This is a genomic window from Methanoculleus frigidifontis (assembly GCF_030464345.1).
Taxonomy (GTDB): Archaea; Halobacteriota; Methanomicrobia; order Methanomicrobiales; family Methanoculleaceae; genus Methanoculleus_A; species Methanoculleus_A frigidifontis.
In genome coordinates this window covers 372,223-394,217 of record NZ_VCYH01000001.1, presented here as the reverse complement: position 1 = coordinate 394,217, position 21,995 = coordinate 372,223, and the positions used below count along the sequence as shown (strand labels likewise).

Sequence of the window (21,995 nt, the reverse complement as noted above, 5' to 3'; positions counted from 1 at the left end):
CTCCGGTTGAGAGATGGGCCATGTTCACAGATCGGGATCGGAGTCCCAGAAAATTCCCGGCCTTTCCTCCCCGTGATGGCGGTGGGTGCCTGCCCTATTTACATTGGTATGCTTGTGCCGACCGGCCGGCACATCGCCGTTCACATGAAAATACGACGGAGGGTGTCACCCACCTCCATGCGGATCTGATTGTTTGAGGAAGATGTTCGCCTCGGCAAGCACTTTGAGCATCTCGTTCAGTGTCAGAAACTTCGGTTGTTTCGCTTTTGGTATCCGGATCTCCCGTTTCCGGTTCCCCTCCTGCTCTTCGTATTCCTCGTCGTTCACCACCAGATGCCAGAGGATCGTGAGGATCTTGCGCGCCACAGCAACAATCGCCTTACCGAACCCGAGTTGCCCGACCTTCCTGGTGAAGAACGCGTAAAACCGTGACGACCGGGTTCGAACTGCCGCGTGAGCGATCTCGACACAGATCCACCGAAGCGTCCGGGAGCCCCGTTTGGTGATCGATCCCATCCGGAGATGATCGGCCGACTGATGCACGGTCGGGACGAGTCCCGCCCAGCTGGCGAGTTTGTCCCCGGATGAGAAGTCGGTGAAGTCCCCGATCTCGGCGATCAGAGTCACCGCGGCGAGGTACCCGATCCCGGGCATTGAGGTCAGGATCCGGATAAGCCGCTTCTTTCCGGTGACACACTGGTGCACCAGCTGCATGATGATCGCGATCTGGCTGTCCATCTCTTTGATGAGAGCGAGACAGGTTTGCAGCCGGACGATCGCGGTTTCTGACAGGGTTGTCTCCAGAACACGGCGGATCTCTTCACCCCGCTTTTGGGTTCGTTTCGGAAGAGAGGCAAGGATCTCCTCGACAGGTTTCCCTTCGGTGATGCCGGTCAGGACAACCATTCCGCTTGCGCCGAAGATATCGCTGAAGACCTTTGCGAGCTGGAACAGGCAGGAGTCGAGGATATGGTGCACCTGGTTCTTGAGATCGGTTCGTTTCTCAACCAGAAACTTCCGTAACCGGATCAGCGCGCGAAGATCTCGTTGCTCCCGGTCGGGAACCCGGGAGGCGGGAATGAGGTCGTGCAGTGCCAACTTGGCGATCCAGACGGCATCGATCCTGTCCGTCTTCTTGTGCGAGAGTGCCTTGATATCCCGGGCATTTCCGACGATTACCGGGATCTGCCCTGCAAACAGGTCGTAGACCTGTACCCAGTAATCGCTGGTGGATTCACAGGCTACAACCTCACAGCCGTGGTAACTGACCCAGTCCTTCAGCAGAAGCAAATCGGTCTGCGTCCGGCTGAATCGCTGTTCTGCCACTGTACCGTCCTGATCGACAACAGCGGCGACGATAAACTTCTTGTGGAGATCTAATCCACAGGCTTTTTCTCTCATACGTCATCACACAGGGATGTGGACAGAGGGATTGCCTCGAAGGTCAATTTCACATCCGTGTTCGTGACACAGTATGGCCTTCAATGGCAAAATGCGTTAGTTTTTTGGACAGGATCCAGGTCCTAAAATACCCTCAACCTCCTCTGCCCACGCCCTCGGCTTGGGCTATAACGAGATGAGTATTTTCATCGGTTGAGCCTGTGGCCGAACGCGGCCTCATAGGCGTTTTTTGTCATGAACGCGGGTTGGTGGATACCGTAATTTCGGTCGGATTCTCTGAGATCAAGTATCAGGTATATGCTGGAGCAGTACCCGCGATCGCCCCTGCAGTTTCTTGAACCGGGAGCGACCGTAGACGCACACGACCATGCCACGATGGAACGGAAGACCACCGCACCAGATCTGACGCGGCACGCGACCCTCACAAATATTCAGATAGCTTTATAATACCGGACATATGTTTTGCGAGTGTCCATAAGGTGATGCAGATGACGAAAGAGAGAGTAAAGGTAAAACATCTCGGTGTGTGGTCGGTCGCTTGGTTCTTTGCCATTCTGAGCGCCCTGTACGGGCTGATCGCCGGAATTCTGGCCGTGATTGGAGCAGCGCCGGCAATTGACGCCAGCATCCTCGTTGCTATCGGGGCGGGCATCCTCGGCATCATCGTCTCGGTGATCGTCTGGGCGATCGGCGGATTCATCGGAGGCGCAATCGCGGCGTTCATCTACAACCTCGTCTTCGCCGCCTCGGGCGGCATCGAGGTCGATCTGGACGTAGAATCCTGATCCTCTTTTTTTGCGGAACTCCAGGCCTGCTGCGCTAAACAGGTTTTTTACCGGATACGGCGTTTCTTTCATATACTATGGAGACCTTCGAGGAGGCCAGGCCGCTCACCGACGACCCGGCGTACGACACCGAGCGGCAGATTGCGCAAGCGGGGCTCCGCGCCGCAATGGGCGACGGATCGATCGACCCGCCGTTGATCGGGCTCCTTTGGGAGTTCTCGCTCGTCCCCCACTGCTTTACCCTGCAGAGCTGCTACGGTCATTTCGTGCACGAACGGCAGCCGGAGCTGCACAATCTCGAGCCGCTGGCAGATTATGCAGACACGCTCAGCGACGTTCTATACCGTATCGCGTATCTGGCGGTCTGTATCCGGAAGAGCGAGGCCGGTCGTGCACTGCAGCGCGATCTCCGGAGCGTCGCCGCCATCGATCCGCCGTACATCCAGCATGGGAGCGCCGGATGGTTCTGGGAGCAGCGCATCAATACCTACGTCCTGCAGGTGGAGCCGGCACGGTGCAGGCTGCAGGACACCTGCCCCGTCGGTATCAGCGAAGCCCTCCGCCTGGAGCAGATCCGCGACCGGTTCTTCCACGAACTGCTCATGATAGCCCGGAGACACCGTAGCCGGGAAGGCTGACTCTGCACCCATCCGGGCGTTGATGCCCCTGCTATGACACCGCAGACACTCTCCCCTGCCGACCTCGAAGAAGCGGATCGTCGACTTTCTGGCAACACAGGGGATGTGCGTCATTGCCACCTGTTCGATGAACATCCCGCGGGCATCTGCAGCCCGAATTCTTTCCGGCGGGAACGACGCTCTACATCCTGACCGAGGGAGGGAGAACGGTCGAGAAGATCAGCCGGAACCCGGCGGTCTCGGTGGCGATTCACACCCGGTTCATCGGCTGGGAGAAGATCAATGGGATGCAGGTGACCGGGATCGGCGAGATAGGCAGGCACGGGTCGGCGATATTTCGCGAGGGCGTGGAGGCGTGCCGGCGGCGAAAAGGACTGGATGCCCGCAGTATCCCGGAGACACTCTATGGTATCCGCGTCACGCCAGTCCGGATCGAATACCTGGACATGACGCTCAGGGCAGAGGGCCTTTCACCGAAGCAGGAGAACGAGTATTCACCGGAGAGCGACCGCACCGACGTCTGCAGGGCAGTGTTCTGACCGGTCACCCCGCCTCCGCAAGGCTCCGCCTGACCTGCCGCCGGGCCTGCCACTCCACAACGCGGCCGATCACGTCGTAGACCGGGTTGATCGGTACATCGACGAAGTAGCGCCTTCCTGGTTCGAGCCAGCCCATATCCTTCCAGTAGGCATAATCAACCGGCGCGTGCTCCCGGAGCTCGGCAAACGTTCCCCGCTGGCCGTGGAAGACGATGACGTCCCGCAGCCCGGGCGACGGCCGCGCTTTGCGGGCAAGGGCGCCCGCGAATGCTTGTGCGGCCTTTTCAAGTTTCTGTTCGTTCTTCCGCGCCTGCCGCGCGGCGATGACCGGCGACGTGACAATCCCGACACGGGCGGCGACGGAGAAACCCCATATGCCGGCGACAAGATTGAGATAGTCGAGGACGTCCTTCTCCCCGAGCGCGCCGGTGGTCACGAGGAGGAGCGCATGCTTGTCGAAGAAGCGGGGGCGGTGGAAGATGTAGCTGAGCCGGTCGATGAAGACCTTCATCAGCCCCGAAACGTTCATCCCGTAGACCGGAGATGCAAAGATCACGCCGTCGGCCTCGTGCATCTTCGCTTCGATGGCCGCCGCGTCGTCCCTGTGGGGGCAGCGCTCCTCGCCCTTCTCAAAGCAGAGAAAACAGCCCAGGCACTGTGCAAGATCGGCATCCTTCAGCATCAGGTACTCGAACACGACCGGCGATGCGGACGACTGCATCGCCTCCCGGATTCGTTCCGCCGCCCGGTAAGTGTTGCCTTTCCGCGGGCTGCCCATGACGACCAGCACCTTCATAGGTGCCGTATGGTGCCCGGACCGTATCAATCAGCCGGTCAGATGCGGGCGGCACCGGTAGCCGCTATCCTTATCTGGCCGGGCAGGCATGATGCATGCGGTGAATGGTCATGGCTGGTGAAGAGATGCTGGTCTTCTGGGCCGGGGCGGTGATCTTCGGGCTTGCCACCCTGCTCTTTGTGGTGCTCAACGTGCGCAGGCCCGGGTACGAGGTCTTATACGGCTCCGATATCTTCGTCTGCTTTATCACGACGATCTCGTACGTCACGATGGCGCTCGCCCTCGGGACGTCCGTCGCGGCGGACGGGCAGCCGATATACTGGACACGGTGGCTTTATTACATCGCAAGCTGCAGCATCCTGACGCTCGACGTGGCCTATCTCGCCGGCAAGCCCATACTGACCAAACTCGAGGTCGCGCTCTTCACCGGGCTCGTCATGTTCTGCGGCTTCCTGGCAAGCTTCCTCACCGGACCGGAGCGGTGGTGGTTCTTTGCCTTCAGCAGCGCAGCATATGCAGGCCTCCTCTACACCCTCTTCGCCGGGACGGGGAGGACGGAGCCGGGCATGAGGCCGGTCATGTGGTTCATCCTGATATTCTGGACGCTCTTTCCGGTCGTCTGGATCCTGGCGCCGACCGGATTTGGGATCATTACCACCCCCGTCGGGGCGGTGCTCTACGGCATCCTCGACGTCATCACCAAGATCGTCTTCGGCCTCTGGATCACGGTGCGAGTTCTTCCTCGCCGGTAGCGGGATCCCGCGCCCGGGCGGCCACACTCCACAACCTATTTAGGAAGTTCCTGCCAATCTTCCACTATCCGATGGTTCATCGCGAGCATTTCCTGTTCTTCTTCGTCGAGGGGATCGAGTGCGCAATCCCGCTTGCCGCAACCCAGGCCGTCGTCAGAATGGTGCAGTTCATCCCGGGATGGGACTGCCATGGGGGCGAGGTCGGAGCCATCGACGTTCACGGCAGTCCCGTTCCGGTCTATTCGCTCCGGGCACGCTTCGGGTCTGCGGAGCGCCCCCCGCGGCTCACCGATGCCCTGATCGTCGTCCGGCACGGCCGGGGGCGTGCCGCCCTCTGGGTGGACGAGACCTCCGGCGTCCGGGGAAACGTCGGGCTCGGGAACGGACAGGAGCAGATCGCCGTCCCCGGTGCGGCGGTGACCGAGGGCGGGACGGTCATCATCAGCGATATCGGCGCGTTCCTCGCAGAGGCAGATGCAGAGACTCTCCGGGCTGCCGTCCGCCGGAGTTCCGGGGCAGCGGAGGGCGGCAGGTGACGGTTCCTTCCGGCGGCGATGGGGAGGACGCCGAGCGGGTCATGGCCGTGCTGGCGGAGCGGGCGGCGAAACTCGCCCTGCCGGAGGAAGAACCGCGCGAGGCCGTGCTCGCGGATATCCTCATCTTCCGGCTTGCCCACCGAAGATACGCTCTTGAGATGAAGTACATCAGGGAGGTCTTCATCATCCGGGAGATCACACCGGTTCCCGGGACGCCGGAGTACATCGCCGGGATCTGTGCGGTCAGGGGTGAAATCGTCTCGCTCGTCGACCTGCGGATCCTCTTTGCCATTCCACAGAAGGGGCTGACCGACCTGAACCGGGTCATTGTGCTGACCGACGGGAGGATCACCTTCGGCATCCTCGCCGACTACATCACCGACATCGGAACGGTGCCGACGGACGACCTCGCCCCGGCGGAGCCCGGAGAAGACCTCATCGATGAACGGTACATCATGGGTGTTGCGGACGGGCAGCTCACCGTCCTCGACGCCGCAGCAATCCTCGCAGATCCGCGGATGGTAATCGACGATTCCCGACAGTGATCGGGAAATCTGCCGGAATATCCCCAGAATTTAATGGAGCGCCACTCAAAACGCCCAGAAAAAAAGGATCCTTTTTTACCGCGAGAAGATAATCAGACTACTATCAACGCACGCGCCGACCGGATGGGACGGATCAGACCATGTTCGAATTCTTCTCCAATATGAAAGTCGGGACAAAGATCCTTGTCATCAGCCTCTTCCTGGCGATCATCCCGACGCTCCTGCTCGGGCTGGTGGCATACACCAGTGCGAGCGGTGTCATCAACGATCAGATCGAGACATTGCTCGAGACGCAGGTGCACGACGTGAAGGGGTGGACCAACGATGTCTACAAGCTCACCCTCAACAAGGTGAACAGCGATCTCAATGTCCTGCGGCAGAACTTCTACGCACGGGGTACGCCCGTGATCATCGACGGAAACCTCACGCTGGTGGACGCGGACGGAAAGCGGTACGTGGTCAACGAAAACTTCGAGATCGTCGATCAGGTCCAGGACCTCGTCGGCGGCACGGCGACGATCTTCCAGGTCTATGACGGCAACCACGCCGTCCGTATCTCAACCAACGTCATCGGAAGCGACGGCACCAGGGCTGCCGGAACGGAGCTGAAGTACAACGTCTACGACGTGGTTGTCAACCAGGGCGAGACGTACTACGGGACGCGGGACCTCTTCGGGACAAAATACGTCACTGCATACGAACCGATAAAAGATGCCGGCGGAAGGACGATCGGTGTCCTTTACGTCGGCACGGAGGAGCAGGAGACTCTGGACGTCGTGAAGGAGAGCATCCGGGACGCGGTGATCGGCCAGCACGGCTATATGTACGTCGTCGACAGCGCAGGCGAGGTGCTCATCCATCCGTCAAGTGAAGGCGAGAACTGGGCAGGGGAAGGCTACATCCAGGAGATGTTTGCAGACAAAGTCGGCACCATCCCGCACCGGGTGGACGAAACCGATATCATCGATGCCTACACCTACTACGAGCCGCTCGACTGGTACATCGTCTCGCGTGCAGAGCTCTCCGACTTTGCCGGCCCCATCGACACCATCAGGGACACCATACTGATCGTGGTCGCGGCGTTTATCGCGATCGGCGCGCTTATCGCCGTCCTCTTCGGCCGCTCGATCTCCGACCCCCTCCAGCGGGTCGTGGTGATGCTCAAAGATCTCCGGAACGGCCATCTCTCGACCCGGCTCAACATCAACCGGCAGGACGAGATCGGGATCATGGCGGCAACGATGGACGAGTTCGCCGAGGACCTTCAGACCAACGTCGTCGGGAACATCAGAAAGATAGCGGCGGGCGAATACGTCCAGGAGTTCCCGGTCACCGACGAGCGCGACGAGATCCGGCCGGCACTGAAGATGATGGTCCAGTCGCTCGACCACCTCCACAAAGAGACGATCAAACTCACCAACGCCACCCGTGCCGGTGACCTCTCGGTGCGCGGGGACGAAAATGCGTTCCACGGCGGATACAGGATGATCATCGCCGGGTTCAACAAGACGCTCGAGACGATCACCGAACCGGTGAACGAGGCGATGCGGCTTGCCAAGTACTACGCCTCCGGCGACTTCACCGCACGGTTCGACGAGACGATCCCGGTCGCCGGTGAGTTTGTGGCCTACCGCGACGCACTCAACACCGTCGGCATCGAACTCTCGCGGCTGATGAAACTGATCACCGAAGAGCTGTACGAGGGAATTTCTGTCCTCTCGTCGGCATCGAGCGAGATCCTCGAGGTCACCGCCCAGCTCTCCGAGGCCAGTTCACAGACCGCAACGACCGTGAACGAGACCTCTGAGGCGGTCGAGGGCGTCAGGCAAAAGACCGATGTCGTGAACCAGAAGACAAAGGAGGTCTCTGAAAAGGCGATGACCGCACTCGATGTCTCGAAGGACGGCCAGAAGTCGATCCGGGAATTGATGAACGGCATCACCCAGATCCAGCGGCAGATGGACACTATCAGGATGAACGTCATCAAGCTCTCCGAGCAGAGCCAGGCGGTCGGGGAGATCATCGCCACGGTGACGGACATCTCCGAACAGTCCAATCTGCTTGCGGTGAACGCCTCCATCGAGGCGGCGAAGGCCGGCGAGTACGGCAGGGGTTTCGCCGTCGTCGCAAACGAGATCCATAACCTCGCCGAGCAGTCGAAGAAGGCCACCGCAAACATCAGGGTCATCCTCACCGACATCCAGCGGGGCGTCTCCTCGACGATGACCTCGACCGAGGAGGGCGCGCGGTCTATGGCGAACGCCGTCAGCCTGACCAGCGATGCCCGGGAGGCGATCGAGGTGCTCACCCGGTCGATCGCCGACTCCTCCCACGAAGCGGTCGAGATTGCGGCCTCGACCCAGGAGCAGGTCGCCGGGGTCGACCAGATCTCGCTTGCGATGGAGAACATCCGCGATGCCGCCCAGAATAACCTTGAAATTGCCAAAAAAGCAGAGAACACGGCAGAGGATCTGCACGAACTCGGCGTCCGCTTACAGAAGATCTCCCAGCAGTACAATGTCTGATGTGCGGGTGTAATGACCGGATCCGACGAAGAATTCGAGAGAAGGCTCCTTGAGACCTTCCGTGAAGAGGCGGAGGAATACCTCGATGCGATCACCGAAGGCCTCGTCGAGCTCGAGCGGGCGGGGGCGTCGGCCGGGCTGCCGCTGATCGAGTCGGTATACCGCAAGACCCACAGCCTGAAGGGGGCTGCCCGCGCGGTCAATCTCCGGACTATCGAGTCCGTCTGCCAGAACATTGAGAACATCTTTGCGCTCATGAAGCAGGGCGGGACACCGCCCGATGCGGAGACCTACGATCGCCTCCACCAGGCGGTAACGGTCGTGAGGATGCTTCTTGCATGGGCGGACGACCCGTCGGTGCCGACGACGGAGGTGATCGCCATGCTCCGCGAATCCCGCCTCCTCCTCGACGGGGGAAAATCCGTCGGTGCGGCAGCAGGACCGTCGCCCGGGCAGATGGCTCATCCGGGACAAAAAGATACGGCTCCGGAGCCGAAAGAACGGGGAACGGTCAGGATAGCCGCCCATAAACTCGACCGGCTGATCGCCGGGGCGGACGCCCTCCTCACGACCCGGCTTTTCCTCACGCAGCGGATGCTCGAACTCGAGGATATGTTCACCCGGTTCTCTCTCTGGCAGTGGAACTACGCCCAGGTCGGTCATGACCTCCGCCAGCTGCGCGAAGCCACGTCCGAAACAACGGGGGCGGCCCTCCCACCAGCCTTCGTCCTCCCGCTCGAGCGGACAATGGAATTTCTGGAGTATAACCGGGAGTTCGTCCGCCTCCTGCAGCACGACCTCGGGTCGCATATGCGCGGAACCGAGCTCGACCGGTCTGCGCTCGAGGCGAGCACGTCGGAGATCTCCGACCTGATCCACGATGCCGTCCTGGTGCCGATCGCAAGCATACTCACGCCATTCTCCGGGTTTGTCAGGGAGTTTTCCCGCACTTCCGGAAAAGCAGTGGAGTTTATCGTCGAAGGGGGCGAGGTCGAGGTCGACCGCCGTATCCTCGAGGCCGTAGCGGACCCGCTCCGCCACCTGATCCGCAACAGCATCGACCACGGGATCGAGCGCCCGGAAACCCGGGTACAGCACGGAAAGCCGCCGGCCGGCACCATCCGGATATGGATATCCCCCCTTACCGGAAGCAGCGTCCGGATCGAGGTCGCAGACGACGGCAGAGGTATCGACGGCAGGGTGGTCAGGCGTGCAGCCGTTGGAAAAGGCCTTATCGGTGCCGATGAAGCGGGGGAACTGACCGAAGATGCGGCGATGCGGCTCATCTTCCGGTCAGGGCTCTCCACAAGCCCGTTCGTAACCGAGATCTCGGGGAGAGGGCTTGGCCTGTCGATCGTCGAGGAGAGCGTCACCCGCCTGGGCGGAACGGTCGGTGTTGTATCGACCGTCGGTGAGGGGACGACGTTCACCCTGGCGGTGCCGGTGAACCTTGCAACCCTGCGCGGGGTTGTCGTCCGCTCCGGGAGGCAGATCTACGTCGTTCCCATGCAGTCGGTACGGCAGGTGTCGCGGGTGCGGCGGGAGGCCATCCTGCAGCAGGACAGGCGGCCGGCGATCCGGTTCCAGGGCGAAGTGATAGAAGCGATTCGACTGCATGAAGCCCTGGGAGCGGCCGGTGCATCGCCCCTCTCCGATCGGCACGAGCAGATTCCCGTCGTCATTCTCTCCCACGGTGCCGGCCGGATCGCGTGTATGGTCGACGAGGTGATACGCGTCCAGGAGATCGTCGTCAGGCCGCTGGGCAGCCAGCTCCGGTGCGTGAGGCTTATCGAGGGCGCGGTGATACTGGGCAACGGGAACGTGGCACTGGTTCTCGACCCCCTCGAACTCGTTCAGGAGGCGCTTGCGGCCGAACGGTCGCCCCTGCCGGCCGGGCCTACCGGGAAGGTCCGCCGGTCGGTTCTTGTCGTCGAAGATTCGGTAACATCTCGGTCTCTTCTTCAAAATCTCCTTGAACGGGCGGGATATTATGTTGAGACGGCCGCCGACGGCATGGAAGGATTCGCAATCCTTAAGAAGCATGAGTTTGATATCGTCATCTCTGACGTGGATATGCCCGTGATGGACGGGTTTACGCTCACCGAGAAGATCCGGGCGAATCCCCGGCTTGCACGGCTCCCGGTGGTGCTGGTCACCTCGCTCGATCTTCCGGAAGACCGCGACCACGGCATTGCCATCGGGGCGGATGCATATATCGTCAAGGCCGGCTTCAAGCAGCCGGATCTCCTGGACATCATAGACAGCCTGATGCGTGGCAGACACTGATGATATGGAGGAGCAAAACGTGACACCGGGCATGAAGATACTGGTCGTGGAAGACAGCCGCACCCAGGCCGAGTATCTCCGCCACATTCTCGAGAAGGAAGGCTACCGGGTCGGCATGGCACCGGACGGGCGTGCTGCTCTGGAGGCGGTTGCAGCCGATCGACCGGCCGTCATCCTGACCGACATCGTCATGCCGGAGATGGACGGCTACGATCTCTGCCGCAGGATCAAGCAGGATACAGCAACCAGCGACATTCCCGTCATTCTGGTCACCCATCTCTCCGATCCTGCCGATGTGATGCGAGGGCTTGAAGCGGGGGCAGACAGTTTCATCATCAAACCCTGCGAGGCGGACCTCGTGCGCTCCCGGCTCGAGAGCATCCTCGGAACGGCAGACAGAGCAGGATCCGACGGCACCGACCCGGGCATGGAGGTCTTTTTTGCAGGCCGAATGTATACCCTGTCCGCCGGCAGGCGGCAGATTCTCAACACCCTCCTCTCCACCTACGAGATCGCCGTCGGGAAGAATGTCGAGCTGCAGGAGGCGCAGGAGCGGCTCAATGCAGTGAACCGGGAGCTGCAGCGGGCAGTTGCCGATCTTGAGCGCGCGAACGACGATCTTTCGCAGGAAAACGCTGAGCGGAGGCGCGTGGAGAAGGCGCTCTCTGAGGCGAACAAAAAACTCCAGCTGATGGCGAGCATCACCCGGCACGATCTTCTCAATCTACTCATGGCGATGAACGGATACCTCGAGCTCGCCGCGGGCTCCCGGGACTCTGACCCTGAAACCTCCTGGAAGTTTGTATCGAATGCACAGGATGCCGTCGACCGGATGACGCGCACCATCCGGTTTGCGGCGGAGTACCAGAAGATCGGCGTGGCATCACCTGTCTGGCACGAGATACGGGACGTCGTAGAGCGTTCCCGGATGTATACGCCGCTTGGGACGGTCGCTCTTGAGAACGCCGTCCCTGCAGGAGTCGAGATCTACGCCGACCCGCTCATCGAGAAGGTCTTCGTCAATCTCATCGAGAACGCGGTTCGCTACGGGGAGACGATCACCGCCATCCGGTTCAGCCTCGAAGAGACGGGAGGCGTCGGCCGCATCGTCTGCGAGGACAACGGCGTCGGCGTCCCGGAGGGCGAGAAGGAGAAGATCTTCGCGTATGGATCCGGAAAGAACACCGGGCTCGGGCTCTTCCTTGCGCGGGAGGTTCTCGCCATCACCGGGATAACAATCCGCGAAACCGGCTCTCCCGACGGAGGCGCCCGATTCGAGATCGCCTGCCCGGCAGAGGTGATCCGCATCGCCGCAGAGCGGGAAGCGTGAGAAGGGGTGTCCCTCCTTACTCGCCCTCCACCGGTCGTGCCAGGTTTGCACGCAGGTACGCAAAATCGTCCTCGGTCGCATTGATCTCGTAGAGGACGGTGCCGTAGCCGGGGCACGGCTTTGTGAAAGGGAGAAGGACTTTCTGCCTGCGGATCTTCAGCCCGAGCAGCATCGGGCTTTTGAGCAGCACCCGGATGTCCCGGAAGACGAAGTCCGGAACGAGGATGTACTGCTCCTTTGAGTTCATCGCAACATACCTGTTCACCTCGTCGACGGTTGCATCCTTCAGGATGACCCGGCCACCGAGGTTGTTGACGCATCGCGAGGGCATATGTTCGCATATATACGAACGAGTTTGTATACTTTACGGATTGCATGTGAATCGGCACAGGTAACTATACCATCCCGATTGCCGATACTTCGAGCATGTATGTCGTCGCATTCAACGGCAGTCCGCGAGCAGGAGGAAACACCGAACAGCTGATCCGATGCGCCCTCGCCGTCCTCGAAGAGGAGGGGATCGAGACCGAACTCGTCCATATCGGGGGCAGAACAGTGCACGGCTGTACCGCCTGCCAGAAATGCTTCGAAAACCTGGACAACCGCTGCATCATCGGGAATGATTTCGTCAACGACTGCATCGAGAAGATGATCGCCGCGGACGGGATCATCATCGGCTCGCCGACCTACTTCGCTGATCTCTCGCCCGAGACGAAGGCGCTCATCGACCGGGCGGGCTACGTCGGGATCGCGAACGGCGGGCTCTATACCCGGAAGGTCGGGGCTGCCGTCGTCGCTGTCCGGCGCGCCGGAGCAGTCCACGCCTTCGACTCAATCAACCACTTCTTCGGGATCAGCAACATGTTCACCGTGGGCTCCTCCTACTGGAACATCGGGATCGGCCTTGAGCCCGGCGACGTCGAAGAGGACGCCGAGGGGATCAGGACGATGCAGAACCTCGGCCGGAATATGGCCTGGCTCCTCCGGAAGATCCGTGCCTGACGGTATCGCGCACCTCTTCCGGTTGCCGGGGAGAGACCTGCACGCCTGCCGACGCGATACTCTCAATACATCGTGCACCAATGAGGATTGCATGGAATCGACGGATGTCCTCGACCTTATCAAGAGACGCTACAGTGTCCGGTCGTTCCGGCCGGATGCAGTCGAAGAGGATGCACTCCGGCAGGTGCTGGAAGCGGCTCGCCTCGCGCCGACCGCGGCAAACCGGCAGCCCTTCCGGTTCATCGTGATCCGCACCGCCGGGAGGGAGGAGGAGATCCGGCGGATCTACGGAAAGGAGTTCTTCTGGGAGGCGCCCATACTCATCTGCGCCTGCACCGTTCCCGCCCGGGCATGGAGACGGTCGGACGGGAAGAACTACAGCGATGTTGACGTGGCCATTGCCGTCGACCACATGACCCTTGCTGCTGCAAGCCTCGGACTCGGCACCCACTGGGTTGCGGCATTCGATGCCGGCGCGGCGCGTGAGGTACTGGGCATCCCAAAGGACGCCGAACCGGTCGTCTTCACGCCGCTCGGGTATCCGGCAGACCAGCCCGGGGAAAAGGTGAGGAAGGACCTCTCCGATCTGGTGCGATACGAGCGGTGGTAAGGAGCGCACCCGGTTCTGCGCCGGAGCACCGTCGGAGCAGGAGAGCAGAAAAGGTTTACTATTGATAGAGACAATCCCCCTTCATGGCGCCGATCGGAAGGTGGCGAGGTCACAGTCCTTCCCTTCTCCTCACGGTGGCACTCCTCCTCATACTTCCGGCCGTTCCGCATATTGTATCGGGATCCACTCCTCCACTCAACCCGGAGCTCACCCTGTCCGTAGCAAACGATACGCTGCTTCCCGGCGAATCTCTGGAGGTGTCCGTCCTGTGGAGCAGGACACAAAGCCCGTATCTGCCTCCGGAGGCTATCCAGGTATCGCTCTACAGCGCCCCAGAGAAGACAATCATCGGAACATACCGTATTCTGCCAGACACAGACGTACAATCCGATGATCCAGTCCGGCACTTCAGCGGCGCGATACCCTCAGCGGAACTGCCCGGAGGAGAACTGATCCTCACCGCGCTAGATCCGATCTCCGGCACTGAACGGCATGTGGCGGTTTATGCGGAGAGGAGAGGCACCGAATCCAGCGATCTTCGGAACGGAGCAGTCGTCAGGAAAGGCACCGGGGGAATCGAGACGATGCGAAACCTGGGGAGGGAGATCGCCCGGCTCTTCTGGCAGGTATCCGCATAGAGATCCGCGCTACCGGCCGCCCAGGAGCGGTCGGATTTCGAAAGGGCTATCCGGATAGCCCCCGCACCATGTAAACAGCATTCCGGAGGGAGGAGAAGCAGACGGTGACCCGGCTTGACGACTATCTCGAACCGCTGCACCAGGGCGTCTGGGAAGTGGCTGTAGCGAAGGATTCGGTGACCGAGCTGCTGGACGACGGCTGGACAAAGTCCGCCCTCAATCTCCCGACGCCGGGAACGATCGCCAGTTACCGGAAAGGCCAGTACCACGTCCACGAGACAGCGGCCGAGTGGCGGGTGCACCTCGACCGCTACGACCCGAAAAGCCACCCCGTGCTCCACCTGGTCGACGACGCCCCGCTTGTCTTTATGATCAGCGGCACGTTCCTTGCGGTCATTACGGATATGAAGAGCGCCCTTCGCGGGGAGACTTCCTCACGCGTTCGGGCGCAGACGGCGGCCTGGCAGGTCCTGGTCCTCGCAGGGTTCTGCATGATGCTGATCGGGGTGCTGATCGGCGTCGACCCGCTCTCATCATTCGAGGAGATCGTCATCTTCGCCGTCCGTATGAGCCTTCTCGGGCTTGCTCTCGTCGTCATCGGGAGAGGGCTGCACTTTCAGCCGCTCAGAGTCGTGTCCGGCGGGAGAGTGCTCCTCGGACTCTGTATCCTCATCGTCGGACTCATCTCGTTCTCGCTCGAACTTGAGTGGGTCGCCTCCAGTTTCGTCCTGCTTCTGGCGCTGTGGGCGCTTGCAAGCGCCATCGTGTCGCTGAAGCGCACCATCCACGGCCGCCTCGCCGTCCCGGAGGGGTTCTACAAACGCCTCGGCATCGGCGTCACCTCGCTCATCTTCGCCCACTTCATCCTCGTAGCCCCGGATGCAGTCGAGGAACTGCTGGTGTACGTCGTGAGCGCAATCGCCCTGCTCTTCGGGTTCTCGCTGGTCCTGGAGGGGCTGATCCTCCGACGAAGGATGGAGGCGAGGATGTGACGGAGCAGCCGCTCCCTCCCTGAATCACCGGTCTTCTTATTGTCTGATACAGCGTACCTCATCTATGAGATGCGTGAACCGGCCGTAAAAAAAGTTCTCTACTGGTGCGATACCTGCAACGTCCCCCTCATCGGCCGCCGGTGCGGCTGCGGGGCTGACGGAAGGCAGATCCCGCTCCTGCAACCCTACGATCTCCGCCCGGCACTGAAAGCGGACATGGACCTCATCACGCGGCTCGTCCGCGAGCGGTTCGGCGTAGTCCCCCTGCCGAAGATCGTGCTCCTGAACAAGACCGGGGGCACCGATCGCGCCGACCTCGTGATCCTGAACGGGAACCGCTTCGGCTGGCTCACGTTCGACCCGGTCGAGCGGAGATTCTCTCTCGACATCGCGCCCGAGGCGCTCCTCTCAATTCTGCCGCACGCAACACGCGGCATCGTCGCCCTCGAGGAGCACCTCGATGCCGGCAGGGGAAAGGTGCGGATCGGCGGCAAACGGTTTCCCCTGCAAACCCCGGCGCCCGACGGGACGGTGATCGTGACCTACCGGGGCAAAGTCGGCACCGGCATTGTTCGGGAGGGGCATATCAAGGTGAAGGAACTCTCGCCGGTGACCCCGGAGACCTTCAGAGACCCGGACTGGAGCCTTGCCGTCGAGCGGAACCGCTATCACCTCAAAAACCTCGAGCGGGCCGCCGTCCGCACCATCCGCCAGCACATGCACGACCGGCCGAACGCGAACGTATCCTTCTCCGGCGGCAAGGACAGCGCCGCCGTCCTCCACCTCGCCCGGAAAGCCGGTGTTACGAAAGCGTTCTTCATCGACACCGGGATCGAACTTCCCGAGACGCTCGAGTACATCGAATCGCAGGGCGTCGAGATCGTCCGGAAAGCCGGAGACTTCTTCCAGGCGGTCGAGAAGGTCGGCCCTCCCGGAAAGGACCACCGCTGGTGCTGCAAACTCTTAAAGCTCCACCCGCTCAAGATCTACCTCGCCGAGATCGGCCCCTCGGTCACGATGCAGGGGAACCGGTGGTACGAGTCCTGGAACCGCGCCGACCTCGATGAAACGAGCCAGAACCCGGCGAACCCCCTGCAGCTGAACGTCTCCCCGATCCGGAGCTGGCGGGCACTCGAAGTCTTCCTCTACCTCTGGTGGCGGAAGGTTCCGATCAACCCCCTCTACGAGAAGGGGCTCGAGCGGATCGGGTGCTTCCTCTGCCCGGCAATGCTCGAGAGCGAGTACGAGGCTCTCCGGGTGATGCACCCCGACCTCACCCGGCGCTGGGACGCTTTCCTCGAGAGATGGGCGGCGAAGACCGGGATGCCCGAGGCCTACTGCACCTGGGGGCTCTGGCGGTGGCGGGCGCTGCCGCCGAAGATGCGCGAGGTCTGCAGGGAGAAGGGTATCGCCGTCAACGACGACTACACCCTGCGTCCCCTGCCGGAAGAAGAGCGGCGGGAGGCGCCGGCGAAGCCCGAACCCGCCGCACCGGCAGTCCCGACCGATACCGGGGAGTTCTCCGTCGACGCCGTCAGGAAGGACTTCCCGATCCTCGGAGACGTCGTCTACCTCGACTCGGCGGCGATGAGCTTTGCGCCCGAGCCGGTCGTAGCAGCGCAGGTTGAGTTCGAGCACCGCTACCGGGCCAACGTCGGCCGGGGCGTGCACCGGTTCACCCGGATCGCCACGCAGCGCTACTGGCACGCCCACGAGAAGGTTGCGCGGTTCATCGGCGGAGAAGACGGGACGACGGTCTTTACGAAGAATACGACCGAGGCGATCAACATGGTCGCGCAGGGGCTCTGCTGGAAGCCGGGCGACCGGGTGATCACCACGGTTCTCGAGCACCACTCGAACCTGCTGCCATGGCGGGCGCTCGCCCGGCAGGGCGTGGCGCTCGACGTCGTCGGCATCAACGAGGACTACTCACTCGATCTCGCCGCGCTCGAAGACGCCGTCACCGATACGACCCGGCTCGTCACCGTCACCCACGCCTCGAACGCCATCGGCGTCGTCGCCCCGATCAAGGAGATCGGCCGGATCTGCCGGGATCGCGGGGTTCTGCTGCTCGTTGATGCCGCGCAGTCCGTCCCGCATATGCCGGTCGACGTCTCCCGGATCGGATGCGACTTCCTCTGCTTCTCAGGACAGAAGATGCTCGGGCCGACCGGCACCGGCGTCCTCTGGATGCGCGAACCGAACCTCGAGCCGCTTATGCTCGGCGGCGGGATGGTCGAGGCCGTCACGGAGGACGGCTACGTCCCGGCGGAAGGTTACGGCCGCTACGAAGCAGGGACGCCGAATATTTCCGGCGGGATCGGGCTCGGGGTTGCGGCAGACTACCTCTCGAAGATCGGTATGGAGAAGATCCGCAGGCACGAAGAGCGCCTGACGACGCGGCTCATCGGGGGGCTCTCCGCGATCGACGGTGTCCGGGTCTACGCGCCCGCCGATCCGGCATCCCGCATCGGCGTCGTCTCCTTCACCGTCGAGGGCTTCCACCCGCACGAGATCGCCCAGCACCTCGATGAGGAAGCAGACATCCTGGTGCGGTCAGGGTACCACTGCTGCCAGCCGCTCCTGGAATACCTCGGGCTTCCCGATGGCGCGGTGCGGGCGAGCATCGCGCTCTACACCACCGAGCAGGAGATCGATCTTCTCATCGCCGCCGTCGGTGAGATTGCCCGGGGCGCCTGACAGTCTTCAGGGCTCCGCCACCCGCTCGTCGTGCGTGTAGACCACCAACCCGGTTTCGCTGATACGCCCGATGAGACAGAGCCCCGTCGCTTCCGCGATTTCGATCGCAAGGCCGCTCGCGCCGCCCGTCGATGCGAGGATCGGAATCCCGGCGACGAGGCATTTTCGCACCATCTCAGAGGTTACGGTTCCGGTCGTGACGGCGAAGGTCGCGGAAAAGTCTATCCCCGCACGCAGGCCGTAGCCGATGACCCGGTCGAGAGCGGTATGCCGGTCGATGTCCTCGAACGAGGCAATCACGCCCTCGGTGCCGGCGAGGGAGACCGTCTCAAGATCCCCGCCCGCCGCGGGGCCTGATGCTGCGGCAGTAAGGGCTGCGGGGGTCACGGTGAAGTCGGATCGGATCTTTTCGAGTTTCTCCGTATCGATATAGGAGACGGCGCCCCCGCAGCCGGAGAGGACGGTCTTTTTCCGCCCGGTGATCCTGAACGGGTCCTTCGTCAGGACGCTGATCCGGTTCTTCTCGACCCGGATCGACTCGATCTCGCCAGGACTTCTGATGATCTGCTCGGTGTAGAGGTAGCCGGTGGCAAACTCTTCGAGGTAATGCGGGCTCGTCAGCACCGTCGCTGCATGCCGGCCGTTGACGAAGAACGCCACCGGCATCTCTTCGACGGCTTCATCTCCCGATTCTTCACGCGATGCACCGTCGATACGGATACAGGGGATCTTTTCTGCTGCCATTCTCACTGCACGCTCCAGTAACTCTTGGGATATGTCGCCTCCAGGGTCGGCGGCCGCGGGCTTACTCTCCTGCGCTCCTCGCTCCTGCAAGAACGATGAGGTTCCCTGCCGCCCCGCCGCCGAGGATCGGGATGAGCGGACCGAAACAGTCCGTCCCGGCAAGCAGGAGCGCCGCGGCAACAATCGTTCCCGCCCAGATGATCGCCGTTCCGAGGATCGCTGCGTCCCATGCCTTCACACATCATCACCCACAGGGAGAGGACGGATGCCCGGATATATCTTCCCGGAACCTTCAGGTGTCTTCCCCTTCATGCCGGATGTTGCCGTCCGGAACCCGCATGTCGAACCGTGCCCCCTCGCCGGGCGAGCCGGTTTCCTGGATTGTCATTCCGGTGATGGCGAGGATCTCGCGCGCGAGGAAGAGGCCGTGACCGGTGTTTCTGCCGACGCCCCACCGGAAGAGCCCGTCTTTCTCCTCCGGCAGCACCCCCAGTCCGTTGTCCTCGCAGCAGAGGAACGTGCTGCCGTTATCGTGCCTGACAGAGAAGGTGATCGCGGTCACGTCCCCGCCGTGGCGGAGCGCGTTGTCGATGAGGTTATAGACGACCCGGGAGAAGAGGGGATCGGCATAGACCTGTGCACCACCGGTATCGGCGCGGATCGTCACCGGGTAGTTCCGAAACGAAGCAGCCTCCCTCTCCACGACGGCGCAGATGTTCTGCCAGACCGGCGACTGCTGGCCGAGGTCCTGGTAGTCGCGGGTGAACTCGACCTGCTGCTGAATGGTCACGGCCGCAGCGTCGCATTTTGCGAGGCGGTCGAGAAGAACGGGATCCCGGGCATCCTCCGACGCAAAGGAGAGGTAGCCGCGGATGACCATGACCTGGTTTAAGAGATCGTGCCGGGTGATGCTCGAGAGGAGAGCGAGTTTTCTGTTCGATTCCCGGAGAGCGTTCTCGTGCATCTTCCGTTCTGCAATGTCCCGGAGGATCACCACGGCGCCGGCAAACGCTCCATCGTCGCTGCGGATGCCTGCACCGGAGAGGCTGACCGGGATCACCCGGCCGTCCCGCTGCGCAAGAGCGGTCTCGCAGTCCGAAACCGATCCGTCCGTCCGGACGGCTGAGAGTATCTTCGCGGCCTCTGCGGGGTCGGCAAAGAGCGTGCCTGCCAGAGCACCGGCCGACCCGTCGCGGCCGCACCCGAGCATCGCCGTCAGTGCGGCGTTCGTCTCGACGATGCGGTTCTCATCGTCGAGGAGCATCAAACCGTCGTTCATCGTGGAGACGATGGTATCCGCCGTCGTCTCCGGGGTGATGACGAAGAGCCCGTACTTCCAGATGGCGTACCCGACGAAGATCGTATACCAGAGCGCGGTGACCGCAGGAAGCTCGAAGTATACAAAGAACGACGCCACGTCTGATGCGAGATAAGAGAAGCCAGAGAGCAGCGGGACGGTAATGCCGATGGCGATCAGCCTGGCCTGCCGGCGCTCGGCCCCGTCGGGAATCCGCAGCATATACCGGATGCAGAGAAGCCAGGCAAGCGTGGCACAGACGAGCGTCCAGACGTAGGCCAGGAGAATGACAGCAGGTATATCGGTGTACCCGGTGCCCATGAAGTATGCTGCAAACGTAAACGCCACGGCGGGCATGTAAAGGGCAGCAAGCGTCCAGGGAGCCCGAAGCCCGCGAAGATACGGATTCCTGGTAAACAGGAGGATGAAGTGGAGGGCAAGGGCGGTATCAACAGGCCAGACAGCTCCCATCGCGGCCCAGCCTGCGGCAGTGGCCGGACTCTCCAGTGCAAGCCGCATAAACTCGCTGAACGCCCAGAGCGACCCGGTGATCGAGGAAAGGAAGAAGACCTGGTGCAGGCGGCTGCCGGGATCTCTTCCGAGTACGAATGCCCCAAGGAGCGCCACGGCAGCGGCGGCGATGAAGAAGAGCAGGGTCAGGAGTTCGTACCAGGGAACCACTGATCACTTCTGGGAACACCATTATATAAACGATTTGCTTTTTTGTATCGATTCTTGAACCTTCTTTTAAAGAATCAGCAATATATATCCCCTTTATGCTGAAATGAAGAAAATTTATTCACCCTTCATTGACGACGCCCCGAACCCTCCGGCTCCCGCCGTTCACCTTCGAAAAATGAGTGGGCTTTTCTCCGCCCCCGTGCATCATACCATCTTGACGGCTTCCTCGATCGACATGGCGGGTGCGACGTGCGCCACGCCGTAGGAGCTGAACGGTGCGGTGATCCGCATGATGGACTTCTCGTCGTCGGCCTCGAAGACCGCTACCGACATGTGCCTCCCGATCAGGACAAACCGATGGTGCACCTTTACGTCCGACGGAAACTGGAAGTGTTTCCAGAGTTCCAGGACCCGGTGCGTATGCTCAGGCTCGAACTGGTACCACAGGACAAACAGCATTCTTCTCACCTCGCCCCTTTCCCTGCCGCATGGGATATATACCTTGCCCATGCCCGGTTCCCGGGCGTGCTCACGGCAGCACACGCCACAGCTGCCCGGAAAAGAGATCCGGAGCAATCAGGTAGACCGATCACCCTACGCGGTCTCATACGGCCGCGCCTGTAGCCCCTGCTTCCTTTCTTCGGATGTGGTACAGGACGAGCAGGGCTGCAAGCACGAACGGGTAGAAGATATCCAGGTACATTCCGGCTCCGGCGTTGTTGGCCGCCGTATTCCCGTGCACAACGAGCTCATAGAGATGGCCGAGGCCGGCGCCGACGAAGAACACCCCGGTCCCGATGATGGTCGCGGCGAAGAACCCTTTGCTGCAGGACTTCAGGCAGAGGACGGCGACGATACCGAGGCCGAGGTTCCACATCCCGACCTCGCGCTGGAACGGACTTCCTGCCGCCCAGCCGATCGACGCAGCAACCCGGTCAGGCTCAGGAGGTGCCCGATTCCTCCCCGGATGAGACCGAGCCCCAGCCCGACGGCGAGCTGCCACATCAGCACGGTGCCGATCGCCTGCCAACCGGCGATCTTCTTCCAGCGAATATGGATGAACACGATTGCTGCGGCGACAATCGGTAAGAGGAACAGGCAGAGAGCCGCAATGACATCCATGGTGGAGAATTGCCCTCCGGGATCATGAATACATGCGATCGCCCGAGCTCCGGATACCGTCGCGGACAGCGGGACG

Annotated in this window: 23 protein-coding genes; 14 read left to right on the top strand and 9 right to left on the bottom strand. The window is 61.8% G+C overall.

Annotation, left to right across the window (positions count from 1 at the left end):
• Positions 1 to 165: 165 nt before the first annotated feature.
• Positions 166 to 1,401, bottom strand: coding sequence for an IS110 family RNA-guided transposase (locus tag FGU65_RS01935; protein WP_301662711.1), 1,236 nt, complete (start codon positions 1,399 to 1,401; stop codon positions 166 to 168).
• Positions 1,402 to 1,889: 488 nt separating this feature from the next.
• On the opposite strand from FGU65_RS01935, the gene FGU65_RS01930 reads away from it, so the two are divergent.
• The 3 genes from FGU65_RS01930 (at position 1,890) to FGU65_RS01920 (ending at position 3,363) form a co-directional block, all read left to right on the top strand.
• Positions 1,890 to 2,186, top strand: coding sequence for a hypothetical protein (locus tag FGU65_RS01930; protein ID WP_301662710.1), 297 nt, complete (start codon positions 1,890 to 1,892; stop codon positions 2,184 to 2,186).
• Between the two features lie 77 nt (positions 2,187 to 2,263).
• Complete coding sequence (locus FGU65_RS01925) at positions 2,264 to 2,824, top strand: hypothetical protein (RefSeq protein ID WP_301662709.1); 561 nt, start codon at positions 2,264 to 2,266, stop codon at positions 2,822 to 2,824.
• Positions 2,825 to 3,066: 242 nt separating this feature from the next.
• Positions 3,067 to 3,363, top strand: a complete 297-nt coding sequence (locus tag FGU65_RS01920) for a hypothetical protein (RefSeq protein WP_301662708.1) — start codon at positions 3,067 to 3,069, stop codon at positions 3,361 to 3,363.
• Positions 3,364 to 3,367: 4 nt separating this feature from the next.
• On the opposite strand, the gene FGU65_RS01915 is transcribed toward FGU65_RS01920, so the two are convergent.
• Positions 3,368 to 4,159, bottom strand: coding sequence for a flavodoxin family protein (locus tag FGU65_RS01915; RefSeq protein WP_301662707.1), 792 nt, complete (start codon positions 4,157 to 4,159; stop codon positions 3,368 to 3,370).
• 110 nt (positions 4,160 to 4,269) lie between these two features.
• Here FGU65_RS01915 and FGU65_RS01910 point away from each other — a divergent pair, with 110 nt between their 5' ends.
• From FGU65_RS01910 to FGU65_RS01885, 6 genes are all read left to right on the top strand, one after another.
• Positions 4,270 to 4,911 carry a bacteriorhodopsin gene (locus FGU65_RS01910; protein WP_301662706.1) on the top strand — a complete coding sequence of 214 codons (642 nt, stop codon included), beginning with the start codon at positions 4,270 to 4,272 and terminating at the stop codon, positions 4,909 to 4,911.
• A 71-nt stretch (positions 4,912 to 4,982) separates the two neighbouring features.
• Positions 4,983 to 5,447: a chemotaxis protein CheW gene (locus FGU65_RS01905; protein WP_301662705.1), complete on the top strand. Its 465-nt coding sequence runs from the start codon at positions 4,983 to 4,985 to the stop codon at positions 5,445 to 5,447.
• On the top strand, positions 5,444 to 5,992 hold the full coding sequence (locus tag FGU65_RS01900) for a chemotaxis protein CheW (RefSeq protein WP_301662704.1): 549 nt from the start codon (positions 5,444 to 5,446) through the stop codon (positions 5,990 to 5,992). The genes FGU65_RS01905 and FGU65_RS01900 overlap by 4 nt, the downstream gene beginning before the upstream one ends.
• Positions 5,993 to 6,132: 140 nt before the next feature.
• Positions 6,133 to 8,517 carry a methyl-accepting chemotaxis protein gene (locus FGU65_RS01895; protein WP_437344427.1) on the top strand — a complete coding sequence of 795 codons (2,385 nt, stop codon included), beginning with the start codon at positions 6,133 to 6,135 and terminating at the stop codon, positions 8,515 to 8,517.
• A 12-nt stretch (positions 8,518 to 8,529) separates the two neighbouring features.
• Positions 8,530 to 10,803, top strand: coding sequence for a hybrid sensor histidine kinase/response regulator (locus FGU65_RS01890; protein ID WP_301662702.1), 2,274 nt, complete (start codon positions 8,530 to 8,532; stop codon positions 10,801 to 10,803).
• A 31-nt stretch (positions 10,804 to 10,834) separates the two neighbouring features.
• Complete coding sequence (locus tag FGU65_RS01885) at positions 10,835 to 12,133, top strand: hybrid sensor histidine kinase/response regulator (RefSeq protein ID WP_301662701.1); 1,299 nt, start codon at positions 10,835 to 10,837, stop codon at positions 12,131 to 12,133.
• 16 nt (positions 12,134 to 12,149) lie between these two features.
• On the opposite strand, the gene FGU65_RS01880 is transcribed toward FGU65_RS01885, so the two are convergent.
• On the bottom strand, positions 12,150 to 12,464 hold the full coding sequence (locus FGU65_RS01880; RefSeq protein ID WP_301662700.1) for a DUF1894 domain-containing protein: 315 nt from the start codon (positions 12,462 to 12,464) through the stop codon (positions 12,150 to 12,152).
• A gap of 95 nt (positions 12,465 to 12,559) precedes the next feature.
• On the opposite strand from FGU65_RS01880, the gene FGU65_RS01875 reads away from it, so the two are divergent.
• The 5 genes from FGU65_RS01875 to FGU65_RS01855 all read left to right on the top strand — a co-directional run bounded on the left by FGU65_RS01875 (position 12,560) and on the right by FGU65_RS01855 (position 18,075).
• On the top strand, positions 12,560 to 13,135 hold the full coding sequence (locus tag FGU65_RS01875) for a flavodoxin family protein (RefSeq protein WP_301662699.1): 576 nt from the start codon (positions 12,560 to 12,562) through the stop codon (positions 13,133 to 13,135).
• Positions 13,136 to 13,226: 91 nt separating this feature from the next.
• A complete protein-coding gene (locus FGU65_RS01870; protein WP_301662698.1) occupies positions 13,227 to 13,745 on the top strand; it encodes a nitroreductase family protein in 519 nt (172 codons plus the stop codon).
• Between the two features lie 83 nt (positions 13,746 to 13,828).
• Positions 13,829 to 14,383, top strand: a complete 555-nt coding sequence (locus tag FGU65_RS01865) for a hypothetical protein (RefSeq protein WP_301662697.1) — start codon at positions 13,829 to 13,831, stop codon at positions 14,381 to 14,383.
• A 104-nt stretch (positions 14,384 to 14,487) separates the two neighbouring features.
• Positions 14,488 to 15,375 (top strand): hypothetical protein, encoded by an 888-nt coding sequence (locus FGU65_RS01860; protein WP_301662696.1) that lies wholly within the window; start codon positions 14,488 to 14,490, stop codon positions 15,373 to 15,375.
• Between the two features lie 69 nt (positions 15,376 to 15,444).
• On the top strand, positions 15,445 to 18,075 hold the full coding sequence (locus tag FGU65_RS01855) for an aminotransferase class V-fold PLP-dependent enzyme (RefSeq protein ID WP_301662695.1): 2,631 nt from the start codon (positions 15,445 to 15,447) through the stop codon (positions 18,073 to 18,075).
• Between the two features lie 6 nt (positions 18,076 to 18,081).
• On the opposite strand, the gene FGU65_RS01850 is transcribed toward FGU65_RS01855, so the two are convergent.
• From FGU65_RS01850 to FGU65_RS01825, 6 genes are all read right to left on the bottom strand, one after another.
• Complete coding sequence (locus FGU65_RS01850) at positions 18,082 to 18,819, bottom strand: formate dehydrogenase accessory sulfurtransferase FdhD (RefSeq protein WP_301662694.1); 738 nt, start codon at positions 18,817 to 18,819, stop codon at positions 18,082 to 18,084.
• A 61-nt stretch (positions 18,820 to 18,880) separates the two neighbouring features.
• The gene (locus tag FGU65_RS01845; protein WP_301662693.1) at positions 18,881 to 19,057 is read right to left on the bottom strand and encodes a hypothetical protein; all 177 of its coding nucleotides are present in this window, start codon (positions 19,055 to 19,057) and stop codon (positions 18,881 to 18,883) included.
• A 54-nt stretch (positions 19,058 to 19,111) separates the two neighbouring features.
• The gene (locus FGU65_RS01840) at positions 19,112 to 20,797 is read right to left on the bottom strand and encodes a PAS domain S-box protein (RefSeq protein ID WP_301662692.1); all 1,686 of its coding nucleotides are present in this window, start codon (positions 20,795 to 20,797) and stop codon (positions 19,112 to 19,114) included.
• Positions 20,798 to 21,001: 204 nt separating this feature from the next.
• Positions 21,002 to 21,256, bottom strand: coding sequence for a DUF3303 domain-containing protein (locus FGU65_RS01835; RefSeq protein ID WP_301662923.1), 255 nt, complete (start codon positions 21,254 to 21,256; stop codon positions 21,002 to 21,004).
• Positions 21,257 to 21,401: 145 nt separating this feature from the next.
• The gene (locus tag FGU65_RS01830; RefSeq protein ID WP_367652346.1) at positions 21,402 to 21,716 is read right to left on the bottom strand and encodes a DUF6790 family protein; all 315 of its coding nucleotides are present in this window, start codon (positions 21,714 to 21,716) and stop codon (positions 21,402 to 21,404) included.
• Positions 21,632 to 21,919, bottom strand: coding sequence for a hypothetical protein (locus tag FGU65_RS01825; protein WP_301662690.1), 288 nt, complete (start codon positions 21,917 to 21,919; stop codon positions 21,632 to 21,634). The genes FGU65_RS01830 and FGU65_RS01825 overlap by 85 nt, the downstream gene beginning before the upstream one ends.
• Between the last annotated feature and the right edge of the window lie 76 nt (positions 21,920 to 21,995).